Below are 19,686 nucleotides of genomic sequence, written 5' to 3'. Positions count from 1 at the left end.
AGGCTTCACTGTCGCGGCAGTTGGGACAAGGTCGCTCACCTTCGCATTCCAGCCAGGAAATAATGATCGGTGCGGTATCAACGCATTGTATGACCATGCGACCTGTCTGGCCGGGTCGGAAAATGGGAGAAAGGTTTGTCCCGAAGGGCTGCTGTGGACCGAAAAGGGGGCGTCACGCTGCCGCGAGCAACGGGCGCGCGCCGGAGTGTGTGTCCGCCACGAAAAACGCCATGTGACGAAAAACTGATGCAGGGGCGGCGTCGGTGGGCAAGACCACCCTCCTGTGCATGGTGCTCTCCGGAGAACTCCCCTTCCGGCAGGGCTCGGTGATCCTCCGGGGTTGTGCCCAGCGCCAGGACGGTGGCTGCCGCTGCGATGGCGTTGGGGTTCGGCGTCTGGCGAAAATGATCCGGTCCGTGCGTGATTCGCACATATGATCCTCCCGCTCTGATTTTTCTTGATGTGGGGGGACTCTGCTCTGTGGGCGCATCTCCGCGCGCGGTGCGCGCATTCGTCCTGTTGGCCGGCTTCTATCTGGTTGCCCTCTGTGTGCTCGGCGTGCTCGCCGGGGCCGTCGCCGCGGCCTGGGTCTGGGCTCCGCACCTGGCCGCGATCAAGGTGACCGTCATCTCCGCCCTGCTGGGACTCCCGGTCCTGCGGGGCGTCTTCACGCTGGGCACGGGCGCGGGGGACAGGGAAGAGGCGCTGCCGGTCACCGAGGCCGATCAGCCCGAACTGTGGTACACCGTGCGCTCGTTGGCCGACCGCTCCGGGACCCGTGCGCCCGACGAGATCCTCCTCACCGGGGAGGTGAACGCGGCGGTCTCCGAGGACGCCCGGCTGCTGGGCATGTTGCCCGGCCGGCGTCGCCTGTACCTCGGCGTGCCGCTGCTGACCGGCCTGACCGAGCCGCAGCTGCACTCCGTCATCGCCCATGAGCTGGGTCACTACGGCAACGCGGACACCCGCCTCGCAGGCATCACCCGGCGGGGCCGCGACTGTGTGATACGGACCGTGGCGGCCTTCCAGGAGCAGGAGCGCAAGCGGATCGGCAAGGAGCGGTCCCGGCAGGAGGAGGCGGCCGCCAGGCGTCTGCGCAAGGGCCGGAAGGCCAAGCGCGTGGACACCCGGGGTGCCGGTTTCGGGTACCGGATGATGGCCAAGCCGTTCCAGGCGTACGCGCGGTTCTACCTGCGGGCCACCAGCAGCGTGGGCCGGCAGCAGGAGCTCGCCGCCGACCGGATGGCGGTCCGGGTCGCGGGCCGCGACGCCACGGCCTCGGCACTGAGGGAGATCGCGGCGCTGGACACCGCCCACGACTTCTACCAGAGCCGGTACGCCCTGCTGGGCGTCGAGGCGGGCCTCCTTCCGCCGCGCGGTGAGGTCTTCGGCGGTTTGCGCCACCTGCTCGCCGACCCGCGGCGCCGGTCCGGTCTGGCGGAGCTGCGCTACGAACTGCCGCCCGGCGAGGAGTCCCCGTACGACTCGCACCCCCCGGTGGCCGAGCGGGTACGGCTGATCGAGGCGCTGCCCGACGACGGCCTTGCGGCGGCCCCGGCGCGGCCCGCGCTGACACTGCTGCGCGATGCCCAACGGGTGCTGGCACAGCTGGAGGACGTCCTCCTCACATCGGAGGCGCTGGCCATGGAGCGGGTGGACTGGCCGGAACTGACGCACCGGGGGATGCACGCCCTGGCGGTGGCGGCCGCCGAGCCGCTGCGGACGGCACTGGCCACGGCGGGTGTTGCCCCGGGCAGCGCCTCGGGGGACCTCATTGCCCTGCTGGACCGTGCCGATGCGGGACAACTATGGCTGACCGCAGGCCACTTGCCCAAGTCGCCGGAGGCGGCGCAGGCGACCGGCCGGGCGGCGCGGGAGTTCCTGCGGCCGGCACTGGAGTCCGGGACGCGACGGCTGGCGGAGCTGGCCCTGGTGGAGAAGGCCGGGGCGTACTGGGAGCTGTCCTGGTCCGAGCAGGCGCGGCTACGGCTGCCGGGGGCCGCGTACGCCGGTGGGACGGAAGAGACGGTGGCGGCCGCGGTACGGGCGGCCGTCGCGGACGTTCCGGACACCGCGCCGCTGCGAACACTCCTCGGTCACTGAACCCCGCGAATCCACAGATCCACGAACTCACAACTGATCGGACCGTAGAAGCCCATGTCCGGGATCTTCCCGCTCGTCGTCATCGCAGCCGGCCTCTTCTTCTGGTTGCGCTCCAGGAAGCGCGCCAAGCGCACGGAGGAATTCGCGGCCGAACTCGGTGCGGGTCTGCTGCCGCCGGAGCGTCAGAACACGGACCGGGCGTACCCGGACCCCGAAGCGGAGGCCGTGCTGGCGGCCCTCTCCCGGGGCGAGTGGCAGCCCGCCGCACAGGCGCTCGCCGCTGCGGGCACCGACTGGGAACGCCGCTCCTACCTCGTCGGTGTCGTCGCGCGACAGGCGGCCGAGGACGACACCTGGCTGCGGGCCTGGCAGGCCACGCGCCCCGACGACCCGGACGCGGCCGTGGTCCACGCGGACGCGAAGGTGGCGCTGGCCTGGCGGATCCGCGGCTCGGGCTGGGCCAAGGACACCACCACCGAGCAGGCCGCCGGCTTCCACCGGGTGCTGCGGGAGGCCAGGGAGGACTTCGCCAGGGCCGTGTCCCTGGCCCAGCCGGGCGACCCCACCCCGTACCTCCTGCAGATCCCGTTGTACAAGGGCCTGAGCGCCCCGCACGAGGCGCTGCACCAGCTGTGGGCCGAGGTCACCGCCCGTGCCCCGTACCACTACGAGGCGCACTGGCACGCGCTGCAGTACTGGAGCGCGAAGTGGTGCGGCTCCGCCGAACTCGCCCGCAACTTCGCCGCGCAGGCGGCGGCGACGGCTCCGCGCGGCAGCCTGCTGACCATGTTCCCGCTGGTCAGCTGGTACGAGCACAACGACGACGAAGCGCCGCGGGAGGCCTACGGCTGGCCGGAGATGATGGCGCTGACCGATGCCGCCCTGGCGGATGTCGCCGCGGCGCGGCCGGACCACCCCAGGGTCGCGGAGGTCCGGCACCTGCTGGCCTACTGCCTGACCAAGCAGGACCGCCATGAGGCGGCCCTGGGACACTTCCGGCTGGTGGACGGCTACGTGGGAGCCCTGCCGTGGCACTACTACAGCGACCCGGCCGAGATCTACTGCCACGTCAGGGACAGCGCGCTCAAGGGTGCGGCAGCGAGGGCCGATGGCTGAGCCCGAACCGGCAGGGCGCGGCGGGACATCCGGCCAGTGCTTCACGCACGAGCCGCCCGCCGCGCTCTGCCCCTCGGGTGCACGACAGACGCGAACACCACCCCCGCTCGGGCCTGTGCCCCGGCCGGTGTGGCTGCCAGGGTGGGCTCACGACGGATTCCGAGACGTCTGGAGCGACGAACGTGCATGTCCCCTTGACCGCATTCCAACTGGAGATCTGGATATCCCAGATCCTGGAACCGAGCAGCACGGTCTACAACGTCGGTGACTACTACGAGATCACCGGTGCCGTCGACGCGGCGCTCCTGGAACGCGCCGCCCGTATCGCCGTGGACGAAGCCGGGTCGCTGGGCGCGCGGTTCGTCATGGGGTCCGACGGGGCGCCGGTCCAGGAGCTGGCGCCGGCGGAATGGGACTTCGACGTCCTCGACCTGAGTGACGCACCTGATCCCGAGGCAGCGGCCCTGGCCTGGATGCGTGCGCAATTCGACCGGCCGGTCGACCTCACCCGTGGCCCGTTGCTCACAGCGGCCCTGATCAAGGTGTCGGCCGACCGCCACTTCTGGTACCGGCGCTTCCACCACATCCTGATCGACGCCCACAGCTTCGCCGCCCTTGCCCGCAGGACGGCTGATCTGTACAACTCCTTGCAGAGCGGGGAGCCCTCGACCCCGAATCCCTTCGCGCCCGTGACGGTCGCGGTCGAGCACGATCGGGCCTACGCGGCGGGCCGCCTGTGCCGGGCCGACCGGGACTTCTGGGAGAAGGAGCTTGCCGAATGGCCGGTCACGGGGCGCCTGAAGGCGGCCGCGCCGCCCGCGCCCGTGGCCCGGCACGGCGGCCATCATCTGCCGCGGCCCGTGGTCGACGCGATCAACGAGCAGAGCGAGCGGATCGGAGTGTCCCCGGCGCACTTCCAGATCACGGCGGCCGCCCTGTACCTGGGGCAGGCCACCGGAGCGGACGAGGTGACCTTCGGTTGTTCCGTATCGGGCCGCACCACCCGCAAGCTGCGGGACGTCGTCGCGCCGATGTCGAACATCCTGCCGATGAGGGTGACCGTGGAGCCGGACCGGTCCGTACTGGACACTTTCCGGCAGGCAGACGTCCGGATCCGGCAGGCGCTGCGCCACCACCGTTACCGCTACGAGGAGTTCCGGCGCGCGCTGTCCGCCAGACCGGGCCCCCGGGAGCAGCACGGTGTCGGACCGCTGGTCAACATCTTGAATTTCGACCGTGATCTCCGCTTCGGAGCGGCCAAGGGCGTGGTGCACACACTGGTCACCGGACCCATCCCGGACCTGAGCTTCTTCTTCGACGCACGCGGCGGGAGCGAGGGTGCCGCCATCGGAGTGGAGGCCAATCCCGCCAACTACTCGGTGGAGGAGGCACAGCGCCACGCCGACGGCCTCGGCCTCCTCGTGAGGGAACTGGCCTCGGCCGAACCGGCGGCGGCCATACGCACTCTGGGCCGGGGCTGACGGGCCGGTGCCGACGGAGCACCAGGGCTCACTCCGGGTCCCGGACGGCCCCGCCGGCACGGAGCTGTCCGAGGAGGTAGCCGGCCTGGAAGCGGCTCGTGGCGCCGACGGCCTTCATGATCTCCGAGACATGGCGCTGGCAGCTGCGTACCGACATGCCCAGACGCCGTGCGATGGACTTGTCCTCCAGGCCCTCGGAGAGCATGGCGGCGATCGACTCCTGGATCTCACCGGAGATGCGCAGAGCGGACGCCGAGTCGAAGGTGACGGGGAACGGTGAGGCACGACGCCAGCAGCAGTCGAAGAAGGCCCGCATGCAGTGGATGAGATGGGGCTCGCGCACCACCAGAGCCGCGTGCGGATCGTCCGGCAGCCCCAGCAATGCCACCCGGTGGTCGAAGATCAGCATGCGGCAGAGGCCCTCGGCCTGTGTGCGGACCTCCGCTCCCAGACTCGTCGTCCGCCGCACGTGTTCCACGGTCGGCTGATGGTAGCGGGCGGTGTGCTGGTAGAGCGTGCGCATGGCGACGCCGCGCGCCAGTCCTCGGCGGTCCCGTTCCGTGGCTTCTTCCAGGGCATGGGGCGAGCGGGGGCCGCCCGGTTGTGCGGCCAGTACCTCCTCGTCGCAGGAGAGCATCAGTTCCTCGATGGTCTCCTGGACGACACAGAGGTCGGTGATCAGCTCCAACGGTTCCGCGTCGGATCGGTGTGCCCATCCCGACTCGTAGACCGGGAGCAGTGAATCGAAAGCCCATCGGAGCTGCTCGATTTCTTCGTGCTGTTCCCGGATATAGCGTTCCATCGGGCGCAGCAGCCGGTTGGCGGCGACCCGCGGCGGCACGGCGGTGAAGTGGCCGGGCTCCTTTTCGGCGCGGGACAGCAATCGCATTTCCAGAAGTTCTTTGAGCACCCGTTCCGCGGTGTCGTAGTCAAGTCCGAGAGTGTCGAGGTCGTTTGGGCCGCATACGGCCCTCTGTGCCGCGAATTCGAATACACCCAGAGCTTCCTGGCTCAGCTCGATATGGCCGAACGGCCTTGAGATATTCATGGTTCTCCTGTTGTGCCGGCGCTGTACGCCGATGAGGAGAAGCCTAGGCACGAGTGGTCAACAACGAGTCAACGTCGAGCAGAGGGGGATGTTCACGTGAAAGTGAGAGGCCGGGCAGAAAGGCAGGCCGAGGGAGGCACGGACGGCGCCGGCCGGATGGCGGGGCGGTCGGGTCGCGGCGGACTGCTGCGCCGGCACAAGGATTTCCGGATGCTGTGGTGCGGTGAGTCCGCCGGTAAATTCGGTGCCTCGGTCACGAGTGTGCTGCTGCCCCTGGCCGCGGTCTCCGTCCTGGACGCCGGCACCTTCGAGGTGAGCCTGCTCAACGCCGCCACATGGGTGCCCTGGCTGCTGATCGGACTCCCCGCCGGCGTCTGGGTGGACCGGCTGCGCCGCAGAACGGTCATGCTGGTCAGCGACGCCGTCTCCGGGACCCTGTTCCTGAGCGTACCGATCGCCGCCTGGCTCGGATTGCTCGGCTTCGGCCAGCTCCTGGTTGTCGCCCTGCTGGCCGGGTCGGCGGCGGTCTTCTTCCAGACCGCTTACACCGCCTATCTCCCCACGATCGTCAGCGCGGCCGACCAGGCGGAGGGGAACGCGAAGCTGCACGGCAGCGCCTCCGCCGCGCAGATCGCCGGATTCGGATCCGGCGGACTGATCGCCCAGTCCGCCGGAGCGGTCAACGGGATGCTGACCAACGCGGCGACCTTCCTTATCTCCCTGGTATGCGTGGCCCGTATCCGGCACCGGGAACCGCCTCCTGCGGCCGTCGCGGCCAAGCGGGCGCGCGGCGCGCTGCTCAGAGAGGTGAAGGAGGGCGTGGACCTGGTCGTACACGATCCGTACCTGCGAAGTCTCACGCTCTTCGGGGCCACCTCCAACCTCGTCCTGGGCGGCTGCAACTCGCTTCTCGTGGTGTTCCTGGTGCGGGAGGTCGGCCTGTCCTCCGGTGCGGTGGGGGCCCTGGCGGCGGTCGGCGGAGCCGGTGGGGTTCTGGGCGCGTTGCTGGTGCGACGCTGCGTGGCTCGCTTCGGGACCGCCCGCTCCCTGCTGCTGTTCGAGCTCGGAGTCCCCGCGCTCGCCCCCCTCACGGCGCTCACGACGCGGGGCGCCGGACTGCTGTTCTTCGTCGTGGGCTACGCGGCGGTCTCGCTGGGCGTGGTGGCGGGCAACGTCATCAAGGCAGGCTTCATCCAGGGTTATTGCGCTTCAGGGGTACTCGGCCGGGTCACCGCGTGTTCGGCGTTCCTCAACTACGGGACGCTGCCGCTCGGTGCTCTGGCCGCCGGAGGGCTGGGGACCTGGCTCGGGTTGCGCACGACGATGTGGCTGCTGACCGTGGGCATGCCGCTGGCCGCGCTGATCCTGTACTGCTCACCGATCCGCGCCCGCCGGGATCTCCCGGTGCGGGCGGCCGGGACGGACTGAGCGATCCGTACACCGCCGTTTCGCATACACCGCCCGCCCCTCTCGTATATGTGACAGGCGCGAATATCATCCCCGAACACCCCTGGGACGCGGCGCTTCTTGCTGACAACGTGAAACCCATCGGACCCGGCCGAGGGATCGCCATCGCATCCGGATGGGGGAGGAAGTACACCATGAATCATCCCGAGGGCTCTGCGCAGAACACGCCCCACCTTTTGACGAAGCAGTGCGACACCGGATGGGGATGAACTCTCCGGAACAGCACATGAGGAATTTCCCCAGCAACGGCACGAAAGGAAACGCACCACGATGAGTTCTGCCCAGTCCGGCAGCGTCGGCATACCCACCTGGACCGTCGAGCCCGGAAAACCGGCGATGACACAAGTACCCAGGTTCGCGCAGGCCGACGAGGCGTGCCAGTGGCTCACCTCGATCCACTCGGAGCTGCGCGCGGCACTCCACCGGTACGGCGCGCTCTACCTCCGTGGCCTCCCGGTCAACGATGTCGACGACTTCGCGAAGGTGCGGGATGCCCTGGTACCCCGCCGCACGGCCTACCGGGAGAAGGCCACCCCGCGCAGCAGCTACGGCAACGACGTCTACTCCTCCACCGACCTCCCACCGAACCAGCCCATCCGGATGCACAACGAGAACAGCTACACCCTCACCTTCCCGGGGCTGCTGCTGTTCTCCTGCCTCACCGCGCCGGAGGAGGGCGGGGCGACACCGGTCGCGGACTGCCGCGAGGTGCTGCGCCGCATTCCCGCCGACCTGGCCGCACGGATGCGCTCCGCCGGCTGGCTGCTGATGCGCACCTACTCGGAGCACATCTCCCTGGACTGGCGGACCGCCTTCGCGACCGACAGCCGGGAAGGCGTCGAGGAGTACTGCGCGGACAGCCTCATCTCCTGCGAGTGGGACGCGTCGGACGGCCTGAGCACACGGCAGCTTCGGCCCGGCATCATCCGGCACCCGGAGACGGGCGAGGAAGTCTGGTTCAACCACATGGCCTTCTGGAACTCCTGGTCCCTGGACGAGGAGCTCCGGGAGGCCCTGCTCGACGAGTTCGGGCCCGACCGGCTGCCCTTCGAGACCGCCCTCGGCGACGGAGCGCCCTTGACCCGGGAGGACATCGACACGATCAACGCCGCATACGAGGCCGCGACGGTACGTGAGACCTGGCAGCCGGGCGACGTGCTGCTCGTCGACAACATCCTGACCACCCACGGCCGTGACCCCTTCCTGGGCGACCGGCGCATCGTCGTCGCCATGGGCGACCCCGTGGAACTCGCGGACTGCCGGCCCACGGTGGCCCCCGCCGCACGAGAGGAGCAGGCCGCGTGACCGCCATTTCCGAAAGGCCCTACGACAGCGCGCCGGCCCCGGAGCCCCGCCGGGACCACCCACTTGACCTGCTGACCCGCTTTCAGCAGGCGGTGGCGGCCACACCGGACCGGACGGCGGTGCACGACGGAGCCGGCAGCCTGACCTTCGCCGAACTCGACCGACGAACGGCCCAGGTGGCCGAGGCGCTGACCGCACGAGGTGCCGCCCCCGGTGAGCGGGTCGGCGTCAGCCTTCCTCGCAGCACGGACCTCGTCGTCGCACTGCTCGCCGTATGGCGGGTCGGCGCCGCGTACGTCCCGCTCGACCCGGCGTATCCGTCGGAGCGCCTCCACACGATGGTCCGTGACGCGGGCATCAGGACCCTGCTGACGGGCGACGACGACCGGACGTGGCCGACGGACGTGCACCCCCTCTCCGTCACGGAGCTCCCCGCTCCGGCGGACGGGCACCCGGCACCGCCGGTCCGGACCTCCGCCCACGCCCCGGCGTACGTGATCTACACCTCCGGCTCGACGGGCACCCCGAAGGGCGTCGAGACCACCCGGGGCGGCGTGGCATCCCTGGTGTCCGGCCTGGAGCAGGCGGGCATGTACGCCGAGCAGCCCCGCGTCGTCGCCTGGAACGCCAGTGTCTCCTTCGACGCCTCCGTTCAGCAGTGGGCGCGGGTGTGCCGGGGCGACACCGTGATCGTGCTCGGCGAGGACGAGCGCACCGACCCCGGCCGGCTGAGCGAGGTCCTGGACAGGCACGGCGTGCACGACCTGGACCTGACCCCGTCGCACTGGCATCTGCTCCGCGACGACTTGCTGGTGCGCGCCGCCGAGGGACGGCGACTGAGGCTGTTCATGGGCGGCGAGCCGGTGCCCGAGCGCATCTGGCGGGAGCTCTCGGCCGAATGCGCCGGCGGGCGGCTCGAAGCGCTCAACCTGTACGGTCCCACCGAGTGCACGGTGGACGCCACCGCCACCTGGATCGAAGGAGACTTCCCGCACATCGGCCACCCGCTGCCGGGTGTCCGCGCCCACGTCCTGGACGCCGCACTGCTGCCGGTGGCGGAGGGCGAGGAGGGCGAACTCTACCTGGCGGGCGCCGGAGTGGCCGCGGGGTACGTGAGCCGGCCCGCGCTCACCGCGACGCGGTTCGTCGCCGACCCGTTCGCGGCCGACGGCACCCGGATGTACCGCACCGGGGACAAGGTGCGCCGCCGCGCCGACAAGGCCCTGGAGTACCTGGGACGAATCGACCGGCAGGTGAAGATTCGCGGCTACCGCGTCGAGCTGGGGGAGATCGAGGCCGCGCTGGCCACCCACCCCGGTGTGGCGACCGCCGTGGTCACGCTGCACAACAGCCCGACCGCCGGAGAGCAACTGGCCGCGTACCTCGTCGCGGCGGACGGGACCGAGGGTTGCGCAGCGGCTGCCGCGCCGACCCCGGACGCCCTGCGGGAGCACCTGGCCGGAATCCTGCCCCAGTACATGCTCCCGACCGCGTATGTCGCCCTCGACGTCCTGCCGCTGACGGTGAACGGCAAGGTCGACCTCGCCGCCCTGCCCGTCCCCGAACAGGCCGCGGACGGGGAGCCGGTCGCACAGGCGGAGGAGAGCACGGCGCAGCACCACGCCCCGGAAGGCGAGGTCGAGACGCTCATAGCGGATGTGTGGTCCGAGGTACTGGGCCGTGCGCACATCCGGGCCGACGACGACTTCTTCGCCATGGGCGGCCATTCGCTGATCGCGCTGCGCGTTGTCGCCCGGCTGAAGAAACAGCTCGGTATCGCCCTGTCCACGCGCGAGGTCTACCGGCACCCCCGGCTGAGGGACCTGGCGCAGCACGTCGAGACCGTGCGCGCCGGTCGCTGACCGGCGAACAGCAGTCCCGTCGCCCCCGGCCGGTCACCGCGGCGGCAACGCCCCGGCCGGGATCCGTTCGAGAAAGAGAGGGCCACGATGGCCGCACGACAGGACACCACCGTCATCCGGATCAAACAGCCGGACCACACCACCCGGCGCACACTCCTCTGCCTGGGCTTCTGCGGCGGAGGCACCGGGCCCTACCACGCGTGGAGCGAGAAGGTCCCCGCGGACGTGGCCCTCTCCGCCATCTGCTACCCCGGCAGGGAAGGCCGTTTCCTGGAGCCGTGCGCGACCGACTGGGAGGAGCTCGCGGCCGACACCACGGCGGCCGTGCTCTCGGCCGTCGACGGGCCGTACGTGCTGTTCGGCCACAGCATGGGCGGTTGGATGGCGTTCGACGTGGCAGCCCGTATCGAGAGCTCCGGCGGTCCACTGCCCGAGGCGCTGGTCGTCTCCTCGTGCAACGCGCCCGACCGCGGCCTGACGCCCCGTGACATGTTCCCCGCGCGCCAGGACAGCGATGCGGAACTGCTGGACTGGATGCTGAGCAACGGCTTGATGCCCGCACACGTCCTGGAGGATCCCGACCTCCAGGAGATGGCGGTCGAGCTCATGCGCGACGACATCCGCGTGCGTGACACCTTCCGCTACAGGGCGGGGACCTCCGTGAGCGTCCCGGTGCAGATGCTCTCCGCGACCGACGACGACGTCATCGAGAAGGACGCCGGAGACCAGTGGCGCAGGGTCGCGCTCGGCCCCTACCGCCACGACGTACTGCCCGGCGGGCACTTCTACACCCCGGACATCTGGCGTGAGCTGCCCGTCCGGATCACCGCGCTCACCACTCCCACGGCCCCGACCCCCGCCTGATCCCGCCTGTCCTCCCGCTCGTCCCCACCCCGCTCCTGGTCAGAAAGGACCCCTCTCGTGACGAACCCCTTCGAGAACCCTGACGGCACCTACCTGGTCCTGGTCAACGAACGCAACCAGCACTCCTTGTGGCCGTCGCACCTGGTACCCCCCATGGGCTGGACCGTGACGCGCGGCGCGGCCGATTACCAGACGTGCCTCGACCACATCGAGGCGAACTGGACCGACCTGTCGCCGAAGTCCTCCGTGGGTCAGTGAACCGTTCCCGGATCTCCAAGGAAGTGTCATGACTGAAGTGCAGAACCTGCCTGTGGAACAGACCACCGACGGGGGGTACGGCAACAGCGGCTCCGGACGCGGCCGTGGCCCGCGTTCGGTGCAGGAGGAGTTGCTGTGCGGACTGTTCGCCCAGGTGCTCAACGTTCCCAGCGTGGGGGTGGATGACAACTTCTTCGCTCTGGGCGGCCACTCACTGAGGGCCGCTCAGCTGCTGAGCCGCATCCGTTCGGTGCTGGGTGTGGAGTTGGGGGTTCGTGAGCTGTTTTCCGCGCCGACGGTGGCGGGTTTGGCGGGGCGGTTGGTGGAGGGGGCGGTTGTTCGTCCTGGGGTGGTGGTGCGGTCGCGGCCGGAGGTGTTGCCGTTGTCGTTTGCTCAGCAGCGGTTGTGGTTTCTTGATCGCCTTGAGCAGAGTCCGACGTACAATGCGCCGTTTGCTTTCCAGGTGCGGGGTGTTGTCGATGTGGGGGTGTTGCAGGCGGCGGTGGGTGATGTGGTGGCTCGTCATGAGGCGCTGCGTACGGTTTTTCCCGCGGTTGACGGTGAGCCTTTCCAGCGGGTGCTCGATGCCGACCGGGCGCATGTCGGTATCGAGGTAGTGCGGTGCTCTGCCGAAGAGTTGTCCGTGCGGCTTCATGCTGCTGCTTTCAGGTCTTTTGATCTCGCTGTTGAGTTGCCGTTCCGGGTGTTTTTGTTCTCGGTTGGCGCTGATGAGCATGTGTTGTTGTTGGCGTTGCATCACATTGCGAGTGATGGGTGGTCGGAGGCTCCGCTGTTGCGGGATCTGTCGACGGCCTATCGGGCTCGTCTTGGTGGTCAGGCGACTGTGTGGCAGCCGTTGCCGGTGCAGTATGCCGATTACGCGCTGTGGCAGCGTGAGCTTCTTGAGGGTGCAGGGGCGGAGCAGGCGGAGTTCTGGACCCGTGCTCTGGCCGGTCTTCCTCAGGAGCTTGCTCTTCCCACCGACCATCCCCGTCCCGCGCAGGCCACCCACACCGGCGGCCTCGTCCACTTCCACATCCCCACCGAACTCCACGCTCGCCTGGAGTCCGTGGCCCTCAACCATGGAGCAACCCTCTTCATGGTCCTGCAGGCCGGCCTGGCGACTCTCCTGACGCGTCTGGGTGCGGGCACGGATGTGCCACTGGGCACGGCCACGGCCGGGCGGGGAGATGAAGCACTCGACGAACTCGTGGGGTTCTTCGTCAATACGTTGGTGCTGCGTACTGATACTTCGGGAGATCCGACGTTTTCAGAGTTGCTGCAGCGGGTGCGGGAGAGTGATCTGGCGGCGTTCGCTCATCAGGATCTTCCTTTCGAGCAGTTGGTGAAGGAGCTCAACCCGGAGCGCACCGCTGCGCGGCATCCGTTGTTCCAGACCATGTTGGTCCTTCAGAACAACGCGGAGGGGACCCTCGACCTCCCGGGCGCCACCGCAACCCCTCGGCAGTTCGACGCCGCACCCACCAAATTCGACCTCGGCTGGAGCCTTGCGGAACAGCGGGATGCGGACGAGAGACCTGCGGGGATCGCGGGAATTCTCCAGTTCGCCACCGACCTGTTCGACCACTCCACGGCCGAGTCTCTGTCGCGCTGCCTTGTACGCCTCCTCGACTCCGTCACCGCCGCTCCGGACGTTGCTGTTGGTGTGCTGGAGGTTTTTGAGTCGGTTGAGCAGGAGCGGGTGTTTCTGGGGCGTGCGGGTGAGCGCCGTCGTGTGATCGAGGCTGTGGAGGAGGTGGAGGAGGAGCACGGTGATGAGCGTGGTCCGCGTTCGGTGCAGGAGGAGTTGCTGTGTGGTCTGTTCGCCGAGGTTCTGAAGGTGCCCGGTGTAGGCGTCCACGATAATTTCTTTGCTCTGGGTGGTCACTCGCTGCTCGCTACCCGGTTGCTCGGGCGTATTCGTTCGGTGCTGGGTGTGGAGTTGGGGGTTCGTGAGCTGTTTTCCGCGCCGACGGTGGCGGGTTTGGCGGGGCGGTTGGTGGAGGGGGCGGTTGTTCGTCCTGAGGTGGTGGTGCGGTCGCGGCCGGAGGTGTTGCCGTTGTCGTTTGCTCAGCAGCGGTTGTGGTTTCTTGACCGTTTGGAGCAGAGTCCGACGTACAACGCGCCGTTTGCTTTCCGGGTGCGGGGTGTTGTTGATGTGGGGGTGTTGCAGGCGGCGGTGGGTGATGTGGTGGCTCGTCATGAGGCGCTGCGTACGGTGTTCCCTGCGGTTGACGGCGAGCCTTTCCAGCGGGTGCTTGGCACCGACCGGGCGTGTGTTGATCTGAAGGTGGTGCAGTGCTCCGCCGAGGAGTTGTCGGTGCAGCTCCATGCCGCCGCTTTCAGTCCTTTTGATCTGGCCGCTGAGTTGCCGTTCCGGGTGTTTTTGTTCTCGGTTGGCGCTGATGAGCATGTGTTGTTGTTGGCGTTGCATCACATTGCAAGTGATGGGTGGTCGGAGGCTCCGCTGTTGCGGGATCTGTCGACGGCCTATCGGGCTCGTCTTGGTGGCCAGGCACCTGTGTGGCAGCCGTTGCCGGTGCAGTATGCCGACTACGCACTATGGCAGCGCGAGCTCCTGAACAACGTGGAGACAGAACAGAACAAATTCTGGACCCATGCTCTGGCCGGCCTCCCCCAGGAGCTTGCTCTTCCCACCGACCGTCCCCGTCCCGCGCAGGCCACCCACACCGGCGGCCTCGTCCACTTCCACATCCCCGCCGAACTCCACGCACAACTCGTATCGATGGCTCGCGACAACGGTGCGACGACCTTCATGGTCTTGCAGGCCGGTCTGGCGACGCTTCTGACCCGTCTCGGTGCGGGCACCGACATCCCCCTTGGCACGGCCACGGCCGGCCGCACCGACCAGGCGCTCGACGATCTCGTAGGGTTCTTTGTCAATACGTTGGTGTTGCGTACCGACATCTCGGGGGATCCGACGTTTTCGGAGTTGCTCCGGCGGGTGCGGGAGAGTGATCTGGCGGCGTTCGCTCATCAGGATTTGCCTTTCGAGCAGTTGGTGAGGGAGCTCAATCCGGAGCGTGCTGCGGCGCGGCATCCGTTGTTCCAGACCATGTTGGTCCTTCAGAACAACGCGGAGGGGACCCTCGACCTCCCGGGCGCCACCGCCACCCCCCAGCAGCTCGACACCGCACCCACCAAATTCGACCTCAGCTGGGGCTTTGTGGAGCATCACGGCGAGGACGGGGCGCCGTGCGGAATGGCCGGCTTGCTGCACTACGCCGCCGACCTCTTCGACCACTCCACGGCGGAGACCCTCGCCCAGCGCCTGCTGCATCTCTTCAGCGTCATCACCGAGAATCCGGATGCTGCTGTTGGTATGCTGGAGGTTTTTGAGTCGGTTGAGCAGGAGCGGGTGTTTCTGGGGCGTGCGGGTGAGCGCCGTCGTGCGATTGAGGCTGAGGAGGTGGTGGAGGGGGAGTGCGGTGATGAGCGTGGTCCGCGGTCGGTGCAGGAGGAGTTGCTGTGCGGATTGTTCGCCGAGGTTCTGAAGGTGCCTGGTGTAGGCGTCCACGACAACTTCTTCGCTCTGGGGGGCCATTCGCTGCTCGCTACTCGGTTGCTCGGGCGTATTCGTTCGGTGCTGGGTGTGGAGTTGGGGGTTCGGCAGTTGTTCTCCGCGCCGACGGTGGCGGGTTTGGCGGGGCGGTTGGTGGAGGGGGCGGTTGTTCGTCCTGAGGTGGTGGTCCGGTCGAGGCCGGAGGTGTTGCCGTTGTCGTTTGCTCAGCAGCGGTTGTGGTTTCTTGACCGCCTGGAGTGGAGTCCGACCTATAACGCGCCGTTCGCCTTCCGGGTGCGGGGTGCTGTCGATACGGGAGCGTTGCAGGCGGCGGTGGGTGACGTGGTGGCCCGTCATGAGGCGCTGCGTACGGTATTCCCCGCTACAGGTGGTGAGGCCTGCCAGGTGGTCCTGTCGCCTGCCGATGCGGTGGTGAAGGTGGCAGTGGTGGAGTGCGCTGCCGAGGACCTGCCTTCCATGGTCCAGGCGTCGGCGTTCGCCTCGTTTGATCTTGCTGTTGAGCTGCCGTTCCGGGTGTTTTTGTTCTCGGTTGATGCTGATGAGCATGTGTTGTTGTTGGCGTTGCATCACATTGCGAGTGATGGGTGGTCGCAGGCTCCGTTGCTGCGGGATCTGTCGACGGCCTATCGGGCTCGTCTTGGTGGCCAGGCGCCTGCGTGGCAGCCGTTGCCGGTGCAGTATGCCGACTATGCGCTGTGGCAGCGTGAGCTTCTTGAGGGTGTAGGGGCGGAGCAGGCGGAGTTCTGGACCCGTGCCCTGGCCGGTCTTCCTCAGGAGCTTGCTCTTCCCATTGACCGTCCCCGTCCCGCGCAGGCCACCCACACCGGCGGCCTCGTCCACTTCCACATACCCACCGAACTCCACGCACAACTCGATACCCTCGCCCGCAGCCACGGCGCGACCCTGTTCATGGCCCTCCAAGCCGCCCTGGCCGGACTGCTGACCCGACTCGGTGCGGGCACCGACATCCCCCTCGGCACGGCCACGGCCGGCCGCACCGACCAGGCGCTCGACGATCTCGTGGGGTTCTTCGTCAATACGTTGGTGTTGCGTACGGATACTTCGGGGGATCCGACGTTTTCGGAGTTGCTCCGGCGGGTGCGGGAGAGTGATCTGGCGGCGTTCGCTCATCAGGATTTGCCTTTTGAGCAGTTGGTGAGGGAGCTCAATCCGGAGCGTGCTGCGGCGCGGCATCCGTTGTTCCAGACCATGTTGGTCCTTCAGAACAACGCGGAGGGGACTCTCGACCTCCCGGGCGCCACCGCCACTCCCCAGCAGCTCGACACCGCACCCACCAAATTCGACCTGGACTTCACCTTCGCCGAGGGCCGCGGCGAGAAGGGCGAGCCCCGTGGCATCGACGGTCTGCTGCACTATGCCGCCGACCTCTTCGACCACTCCACCGCCGAGTCCCTGACCCGACACCTCATCCGCGTCCTCAACGCCGCCATCACGAACCCCGAGGCCACCATCGGGTCGCCGGAGCTGCTCTCTCCGCCGGAGCGGGAGCGCATCCTGGTGCAGTGGAACGACACCGCTCGCCCACTGCCCGACGACCGGTTGCTGCACGAGATCTTCGAAGAGCAGGCGCGGCGTACCCCCGATGCCACGGCGCTCGTGGACGCGCAGGGTGCGCTGACGTTCCGAGAGCTGAACAACCGGGCGAACCAGATGGCCCGGATGCTGGTAGCGCAGGGCGTGGGATCGGAACAGCACGTGGCCACCCTGCTCCCGCGTACCGGAGAGCACCTCATCGCCCTGCTGGCCGTGCTCAAGGCAGGCGCCTGCTACGTGCCGCTGGACCCGGAGTATCCGGTGGACCGGCTGGTTCTCATGCTGGAGGATGCCGCACCGGCGGTGTTGCTGACGGACGCGGACCACGCTGCCCGGCTCCAGCCGCACTGCGGGACGACACTGCCGCTGCTGGCCCTCGACGACCCCGCCCTGCGCGCCACCCTCGGCCGGTATGCGTCCGTGGATCCCGGCCCCGGCGACCGGTCCGTCCGGCCGAGCCCGGACCATCTCGCCTACGTGATCTATACATCCGGTTCGACCGGTCGGCCGAAGGGCGTGGCGGTCGAACACCGCAGCCTGGTCAACCTGTTCCACGGCCACCTCGGCGAGGTCTACGCGTCCCAGCAGGCGGACGGTCGCCGGATCCGGGCCGCACTGACCGGGCCGTTGACGTTCGACTCCTCCTGGTGCCCGGTGCTGTGGATGATGGGCGGCCATGAGCTGCACCTGATCGACGACGAGACCCGCCGCGACCCGCAGGCGCTGGTCGAGTACGTCGCTGCTCAGGCCATCGACTACCTGGAGGTGTCCCCCACGTTCTGCCGCCAGCTGATGGCGGCGGGACTGCTGTCCGACGGACAGGCGTCGCGCCCGCGCATCATCGAACTCGGCGGTGAGGGCTGTGACCAGGCCCTGTGGACCGACCTGCGCGCTGTGTCCGGCACGCGGACCGTCAACGGCTACGGCCCGACGGAGGGAACGGTGTATGTCTCGTATGCGACCATCGCGGACCACGATCGGCCGACGATCGGCCGTCCCATGGGGAACAACCGTGTGTATGTGCTCGACGAGGGACTGCGGCCGGCTCCGGTCGGGGTGATCGGCGAGCTGTACCTGGCGGGCACGGGCGTGGCACGCGGCTACGTGGGCCGTCCGGCCCTGTCGGCGCAACGGTTCGTGGCCTGCCCGTTCGGGGAGCCGGGCGAGCGGATGTACCGGACCGGGGATCTGGTCAAATGGCGCGCCGACGGGGTGCTGGAGTACGTGGGCCGCGCCGACGACCAGGTGAAGATCCGGGGGTTCCGCATCGAACCGGGCGAGGTGGAGGCGGTCCTCGCCGGGCACGGCGCGGTCGGCCAAGTGGCCGTGACCGTTCGCGAGGACCGGCCGGGCGACCGCCGCTTGGTGGCCTACGTGGTCGCCGGGCGCGACGGTGAGGCGGGCCCGGACCTGGACCCGGGCGCACTGCGCCGGTTCGCGACGGAGCGGCTGCCGCGGCACATGGTGCCGTCGGCGTTCGTCCTCCTTGACGCCTTGCCGCTGACCTCTCGTGGAAAGCTGGACCGGCGGGCACTGCCCGCGCCGGGCGACGGAGCGGCGGTGAGCCGCCGCGGTCCGCGGACGGTGCGGGAGGAGTTGCTGTGCGGGCTGTTCGGGCAGGTGCTCGGGGTGCCCGCGGTGGGTATCGACGACGACTTCTTCGCGCTCGGCGGCCACTCGATGCTCGCCACGCAGCTGATCAGCCGGGTGCGCTCGGTGCTGGGAGCCGATCTGGACATCAGGACCCTGTTCGACGCCCCCACCGTCGCCGACCTCACCGAGCGGCTCGACGAGGCCGAAGGCCGAAAAGAGGACTCCCTCGCCGTTCTGTTGCCGCTCCGCAGAGTCCGTCGGCCGTCCGGCACATCTCTCCCGGGCGATGACTCCTCGCCCCGGCCGCTCTTCTGCGTCCACCCGGCGGCGGGCGTCAGCTGGGTGTACTCCGGGCTGCTCCGTCATCTGCCCGCGGACCAGCCCTTGTACGGTCTCCAGGCGCACGGGCTCACGCGACCGGATGCCGCTCCGGCGAGCCTGGCCGAGATGGTGGAGGCGTATCTGGCACAGATCCGGTCCGTCCAGCCGGAGGGCCCGTACTTCCTGCTCGGCTGGTCCTTCGGCGGTGTCGTGGCCCACGAGATGGCGGTGCGACTCCAGGAGGAAGGGCAGCGGGTCGACTCCCTGGTGCTGATGGACGGCTACCCGTCTGCCGGCGGCATGTCGGCGGAGCGAGCCGAGGACGAGGCGGAGCTCACGCACGCCCTGTTCGCGTCACTGGGACATCAGCCGGAGTCGTCCTCCGAAGCCACCAGCCCGCTCGCTCTGCTCGGGGACCAGGGCCTCGCGGCCATGATCCGGGTGTTCGCCCACAATGCCCGCTTGCAGGATGACTTTGTGTCGAGGACGTTCCAAGGGGACGTGCTGGTCTTCGAGGCGACCGAGGACAAGGCGCCGGGCTCGGCCCGCCCGGACAGCTGGCGGCCCCATGTGACGGGCCGGATCGATGTCACCCCCGTACGGGGAGCACACGGCGAGCTGACCCGGCCGGACCAACTCGCCCAGATCGGCCCCGCACTGGCCGACTGGTTGGGCCGACACGGGCAGTGAGGCCCTCGCCGAGGTGACCAGGTCCCGTCCGGGTGCTGCGGCAGCGCACCCGGGCGGGACCTTCGCCATGACATCTCTCTGCGGCTCTGCTCAGCCTCCGGCGAGCTGGACCACGGCTTCGGAGCGAGCCGGCCGCGGCGTCTGGCAGGGCATCGCCCTCACGACGCGCCCTGTGTGCAGAGCGCGACCCCGCTCTGCTTCGCGCTCAACGACATGGACACACGCGCAGTTCGCCAGCCTGCGCGACAGACTCGCCGACGCCACCGGGACACGGTCCGCCACGATTGCCATCGCCTCCGCGGGCATCGCCCCGCTCTGTGTGTCCGAAGCCTTCGGTAATCACTGGGTCGTGTGATCTTTGAAGGTCTTTGAGTTCTGTCCGTTGTCCGATCTTCGACGGGCAACGGGGGTGCCCGTCAAACCTGGCGTCTCGACATCCGACGGTCCGCCCCGGCCGAATAGCCCGCAAGGCGGTACGGC

At 68.8% G+C, this 19,686-nt stretch carries 10 protein-coding genes; 9 read left to right on the top strand and 1 reads right to left on the bottom strand.

All coding sequences use genetic code 11. From position 1 onward, the window contains the following. Positions 1-480 precede the first annotated feature (480 nt). The 3 genes from DXZ73_RS03595 to DXZ73_RS03585 all read left to right on the top strand — a co-directional run bounded on the left by DXZ73_RS03595 (position 481) and on the right by DXZ73_RS03585 (position 4,700). Positions 481-2,103 carry a M48 family metalloprotease gene (locus DXZ73_RS03595; protein WP_116209578.1) on the top strand — a complete coding sequence of 541 codons (1,623 nt, stop codon included), beginning with the start codon at positions 481-483 and terminating at the stop codon, positions 2,101-2,103. Positions 2,104-2,157: 54 nt separating this feature from the next. Beyond that, on the top strand, positions 2,158-3,219 hold the full coding sequence (locus DXZ73_RS03590; protein ID WP_116209577.1) for a DUF4034 domain-containing protein: 1,062 nt from the start codon (positions 2,158-2,160) through the stop codon (positions 3,217-3,219). A gap of 194 nt (positions 3,220-3,413) precedes the next feature. After that, positions 3,414-4,700 (top strand): condensation domain-containing protein, encoded by a 1,287-nt coding sequence (locus DXZ73_RS03585; RefSeq protein ID WP_116215392.1) that lies wholly within the window; start codon positions 3,414-3,416, stop codon positions 4,698-4,700. 28 nt (positions 4,701-4,728) lie between these two features. Here the strand turns inward: DXZ73_RS03585 and DXZ73_RS03580 are convergent, their stop codons facing one another. After that, positions 4,729-5,748 (bottom strand): helix-turn-helix domain-containing protein, encoded by a 1,020-nt coding sequence (locus DXZ73_RS03580; protein WP_162890008.1) that lies wholly within the window; start codon positions 5,746-5,748, stop codon positions 4,729-4,731. A gap of 156 nt (positions 5,749-5,904) precedes the next feature. On the opposite strand from DXZ73_RS03580, the gene DXZ73_RS03575 reads away from it, so the two are divergent. The 6 genes from DXZ73_RS03575 to DXZ73_RS03550 all read left to right on the top strand — a co-directional run bounded on the left by DXZ73_RS03575 (position 5,905) and on the right by DXZ73_RS03550 (position 19,206). Next, positions 5,905-7,176 (top strand): MFS transporter, encoded by a 1,272-nt coding sequence (locus tag DXZ73_RS03575; protein ID WP_116209576.1) that lies wholly within the window; start codon positions 5,905-5,907, stop codon positions 7,174-7,176. A 309-nt stretch (positions 7,177-7,485) separates the two neighbouring features. After that, positions 7,486-8,520: a TauD/TfdA family dioxygenase gene (locus tag DXZ73_RS03570; RefSeq protein ID WP_116209575.1), complete on the top strand. Its 1,035-nt coding sequence runs from the start codon at positions 7,486-7,488 to the stop codon at positions 8,518-8,520. Beyond that, complete coding sequence (locus DXZ73_RS03565; protein ID WP_116209574.1) at positions 8,517-10,382, top strand: non-ribosomal peptide synthetase; 1,866 nt, start codon at positions 8,517-8,519, stop codon at positions 10,380-10,382. Before DXZ73_RS03570 ends, DXZ73_RS03565 begins: the two co-directional genes overlap by 4 nt. 87 nt (positions 10,383-10,469) lie before the next feature. Next, complete coding sequence (locus tag DXZ73_RS03560; protein WP_116209573.1) at positions 10,470-11,246, top strand: thioesterase II family protein; 777 nt, start codon at positions 10,470-10,472, stop codon at positions 11,244-11,246. 57 nt (positions 11,247-11,303) lie between these two features. After that, positions 11,304-11,504: an MbtH family protein gene (locus tag DXZ73_RS03555; RefSeq protein ID WP_116209572.1), complete on the top strand. Its 201-nt coding sequence runs from the start codon at positions 11,304-11,306 to the stop codon at positions 11,502-11,504. A gap of 28 nt (positions 11,505-11,532) precedes the next feature. Then, positions 11,533-19,206 (top strand): non-ribosomal peptide synthetase, encoded by a 7,674-nt coding sequence (locus DXZ73_RS03550; protein ID WP_116209571.1) that lies wholly within the window; start codon positions 11,533-11,535, stop codon positions 19,204-19,206. Positions 19,207-19,686 lie beyond the last annotated feature (480 nt).

The organism is Streptoverticillium olivoreticuli subsp. olivoreticuli (genome assembly GCF_003391135.1).
Taxonomy (GTDB): domain Bacteria; phylum Actinomycetota; class Actinomycetes; order Streptomycetales; family Streptomycetaceae; genus Streptomyces; species Streptomyces blastmyceticus.
The sequence above is the reverse complement of the archived record's forward strand: the minus strand, read 5'-3'. Positions and strand labels throughout refer to the sequence as shown.

Coding starts and splice junctions, on each gene's coding strand:
- DXZ73_RS03570 (WP_116209575.1), top strand. CDS start 7,486: ATGAGTTCTGCCCAGTCCGGCAGCGTCGGCATACCCACCTGGACCGTC.
- DXZ73_RS03590 (WP_116209577.1), top strand. CDS start 2,158: ATGTCCGGGATCTTCCCGCTCGTCGTCATCGCAGCCGGCCTCTTCTTC.
- DXZ73_RS03550 (WP_116209571.1), top strand. CDS start 11,533: ATGACTGAAGTGCAGAACCTGCCTGTGGAACAGACCACCGACGGGGGG.
- DXZ73_RS03560 (WP_116209573.1), top strand. CDS start 10,470: ATGGCCGCACGACAGGACACCACCGTCATCCGGATCAAACAGCCGGAC.
- DXZ73_RS03575 (WP_116209576.1), top strand. CDS start 5,905: ATGGCGGGGCGGTCGGGTCGCGGCGGACTGCTGCGCCGGCACAAGGAT.
- DXZ73_RS03580 (WP_162890008.1), bottom strand. CDS start 5,748: ATGAATATCTCAAGGCCGTTCGGCCATATCGAGCTGAGCCAGGAAGCT.